We start from the raw sequence: 3,557 nt of genomic DNA, 5'->3' as shown, positions 1-3,557 counted from the left end.
GGCTCCGGCGGTACCGGGGGAGGGATGCGCAGGAGGGCGCGGCCGGCGAGGAAAGTGACCACCAGCCCGATCGCGGTGAGGCCGAGGAGATGCTCCGTGGGGGACAGCGCTCCCGCGACCAGCGCGCCCAGGCCCGCGCCGACCATGCCGCCGAGGCTGAACGCGGCATGGAAGCTGGGCATGATCGGGCGCCGCAGGGTGCGCACCAGATCGACCGCGGCGCTGTTGAACGCGACGTTGATCCCGCCGTACGCGCTGCCGAAGACCAGCAGCACGGCGCCCAGCGCGAGGGCCGAGTGCGTGAGCGGCGGCAGCGCGACGCTGAGCGAGAGCAGGACACCGCAGACGACGGTCACCGGATGGCTGCCGAACCGCCGGCACAGCCGCCCGGTCAGCATCATGGTCACCACGGCTCCGGCGGAGACGCCGAGCAGGGCGAGCCCCAGGGCACTGGCCGAGGCGCCGGTCTGCTCCTTGATGGCGGGGATGCGGACGACCCAGCCGGCGAAGACGAAGCCGTCGAGGGCGAAGAAGACGGTGAGGACGGCGCGGAGGCGGGTGAGGTCGGTTCGGACGCCCGGCACGACGTTGTGCTCCCGGGCTTTGTTTATTTCCGGCACAAAGTCAGGCTAGATGAGGCCCCGGAGAGGGACAAGGTGGGCGCCCCGCGCGTTCTGCGCTCTGTACTGCCGACGCTCAAGCGCCGTCATGGATGCCCCAGGTCCTGGCTGAGCTTGTCGACGGTCCGGGACGGAGCCTGACTCGACGGCCTGCCACGAACCCACGGGCGCGGCCGGTGAAAGGGCGGCGACGGCCCGCCCGATCAGTGCCGTCCGTCCGGCCACCTGGCGCATCCGGTTGGAGTCGCGCGGACGTGGTACGCGATTCATATGACCAAGTCAAAGCGTGAGACAGAGCGGAAGTACGAAGCTCCGTCGGCCGATGACACCTCGTGGCTTCCGAAGCTCACCGGCGTGGCCGACGTCGCGTCGGTCGTGGATCAGGGCACCGACGAGCTGGACGCCGTCTACTACGACACCGAGGATCTGCGCCTGGCGGGCGCCGCGGCAACGCTACGGCGCAGGACGGGCGGGGCCGACGCCGGCTGGCATCTCAAGCTGCCGCTGTCCGGGGACAGCCGGGAGGAGGTGCAGGCCCCGTTGTCCCCCACGATTCCCGACACCCTGCGCGACCTGGCCCTCTCCCGCACCCGGGGCGCCGAACTGGTCCCGGTCGTGCGCATCCGGTCCACCCGCAGCACCTGGCACCTCCTCGACGAGGACGGCACGCTGCTGGCCGAGCTGACCGTCGACGGCGTCCGCGCGGATTCCATGGGCACCACGACGACCCGGGCGGCCTGGGCCGAGATGGAGATCGAACTCGCCGAGGACGCCGATCCCGCGCTGCTGGACGTCCTGGACAAGACACTGCGCAAGAAGGGCGTCGAGCGCGCGGGCCACCCCTCGAAGCTGGCCAGGGCGCTGGAGGAGACCGGAGTGGGCGCGCCGCGCCTGCCGGACGGCCGGGCCGAGAGCGTCGCCGAGGGCTCGGCGGGCGACGAGGTCCTCAGGTATGTCGACGCGCAGGTGCGCACGCTGGTCGCCCTCGATCCCGCGGTACGTCGCGACCGGCCGGACTCCGTGCACCAGATGCGCGTCACCTGCCGGCGGCTGCGCAGCGTCCTGCGCTCCTACCGGCCGGTGCTCGACCGTGACGTCACCGATCCCGTCCGCGAGGAACTCAAGTGGCTCGGCGGCGAACTCGGGGCCGAGCGCGACCAGGAAGTCCTCGCCGAGCGGATCTCCGCACACCTCGCCGACACACCCGAGGAACTGGTCCTCGGCCCCGTCGCCGCCCGCCTGAAGGCGTGGAACGTCGCCTCCGCCGCCGAGGCGCACCAGCGCAGCCTCGACGCCCTGAACTCCCCGCGCTACCTGGCCCTCCTCGACTCCCTCGCCCTCCTCATGGAGCAGCCCCCGCTGCGCCGCAAGGCGGCCCGCAAGCCGAAGAAGGTGCTCGCCAAGGCGATCCTCAAGGAGTACGACAGGCTCGCCGGCCGGGTGGCGCACGCACTGGAGCTGCCGCCGGGCGCGGAACGCGACACCGCCCTGCACCAGGCCCGCAAGTCCGCCAAGAAGACCCGCTACGCCACCGAACCGGCGCGGACCACGCTCGGCAAGCCCGCCAAGCGGCTCGGCAAGCGCGTGAAGGCCGTGCAGAAGGTGCTCGGCGACCACCAGGACAGCGTGGTGGCGAGGGACAATCTGCGCAGCCTGGCCCTCGCGGCGTACTCGGCGGGCGAGGGCGGCTTCACCTGGGGTCTGTTGTACGGGCAGGAACAGGGTCTGGCCGCGGAGCGCGAACGGGAGCTGCCGCCGGTGTGGGCCGAGGCGGCGAAGCCCCGGCTGCGCAAGGACCTCGGCGGCTGAGGCCCCCACTTGGGTGAAAGCCCCCGCGGGATCCGGGTCGGCTCCGCGGCCGTCCGCCGCGCGGGCGGCATGGTGGCGGCGACTCGACACCGGACGCCGTAAGAAAGGGCACCCATGCTCGGCACCGACTTCCACACCGGATCACCCAACTGGCTCGACCTGGGCAGCCCCGACCCGGACGCCACCGCCGCCTTCTACGAGGCCGTCTTCGGCTGGCGGTTCGTCTCCGCCGGGCCCGAGGCGGGCGGGTACGGGTTCTTCCAGAAGGACGGGCGGACCGTCGGCGCGCAGGGGCCGCTGGCCGAGGAGGGCGCCGAGCCCGCCTGGACGACGTACTTCCAGAGCGACGACATCCAGGCCACCACCCGTGACGTGGTCGCCGGCGGCGGCAGCGTGCGCGCCGAGCCGATGGACGTCATGGGCGAGGGATGGCTGGCCCAGTACACCGACCCGCAGGGCGCGCGGTTCGCGGTGTGGCAGCCGGGGCGGACCAAGGGCCTGGAGAAGGCCTCCGAGGACGACACGCTGGTGTGGGTGGAACTGCACGTCGGCGACCCCGAGGCGGCGATCCGCTTCTACAACGGGCTCTTCGGCTGGCGTTCGCAGGAGATGGAGGCGCCCGGCATGACCTACCGGGTGCTCAGCATCGCCGAGGGGGACCAGCAGGAGGGCTCGTTCGGCGGAGTGGCCCCGCTGCAGGGCGAGGCGGAGGACGCCCGCTGGGTGCCGTACTTCGCCGTGGCCGACGCCGACACCGTCGTCGCCAAGGTGGGGGAGAGCGGGGGTTCGGTGGTCATGCCGGCCGCGAACGTCCCGGACGTCGGCCGCATCGCCTGGCTGGCCGACCCGAGTGGCGCGGTCTTCGCCGTGCTGAAGCCGAATCCGCGCCAGGGCTGAAGGCCGCCCGAGGGCGTGAGCGGGAAGGATTCCGGGGCGGCCCACGTCGTGAGGACGTGGGCCGCCCCGGTTTCGCGGGGGGAGGTCAGGAGGCTGTCTCGCCGCCCGCCGCGACGGGTGCGGTGAGGTCCCCCTCTTCGGGGAGTTCCTCGACGTCGACGCCGCGGACCTGGCTGAGTTCGTGTTTGAGGGCGGCGAGTTCGGCGCCGCCGGCCATGTGGTTGGTGAGTT

Annotated in this window: 4 protein-coding genes; 2 read left to right on the top strand and 2 right to left on the bottom strand. The window is 72.5% G+C overall.

Annotation, left to right across the window (positions count from 1 at the left end; all coding sequences use genetic code 11):
• Positions 1–584 (bottom strand): MFS transporter (locus GRC12_RS42770; protein ID WP_208785838.1); only part of this gene is annotated, 584 nt, incomplete at its 3' end.
• A gap of 306 nt (positions 585–890) precedes the next feature.
• Here GRC12_RS42770 and GRC12_RS42765 point away from each other — a divergent pair.
• Positions 891–2,429: a CYTH and CHAD domain-containing protein gene (locus GRC12_RS42765; protein WP_208785837.1), complete on the top strand. Its 1,539-nt coding sequence runs from the start codon at positions 891–893 to the stop codon at positions 2,427–2,429.
• A gap of 114 nt (positions 2,430–2,543) precedes the next feature.
• Positions 2,544–3,326 carry a VOC family protein gene (locus GRC12_RS42760; protein ID WP_208785836.1) on the top strand — a complete coding sequence of 261 codons (783 nt, stop codon included), beginning with the start codon at positions 2,544–2,546 and terminating at the stop codon, positions 3,324–3,326.
• Positions 3,327–3,411: 85 nt separating this feature from the next.
• Here the strand turns inward: GRC12_RS42760 and GRC12_RS46160 are convergent.
• Positions 3,412–3,557, bottom strand: a 146-nt coding sequence (locus tag GRC12_RS46160; protein ID WP_244374636.1) for an ABC transporter ATP-binding protein, incomplete at its 5' end; no start/stop codon positions are given.

The organism is Streptomyces griseorubiginosus, assembly GCF_017614965.1.
Taxonomy (GTDB): domain Bacteria; phylum Actinomycetota; class Actinomycetes; order Streptomycetales; family Streptomycetaceae; genus Streptomyces; species Streptomyces griseorubiginosus_B.
The sequence above is the reverse complement of the archived record's forward strand: the minus strand, read 5'-3'. Positions and strand labels throughout refer to the sequence as shown.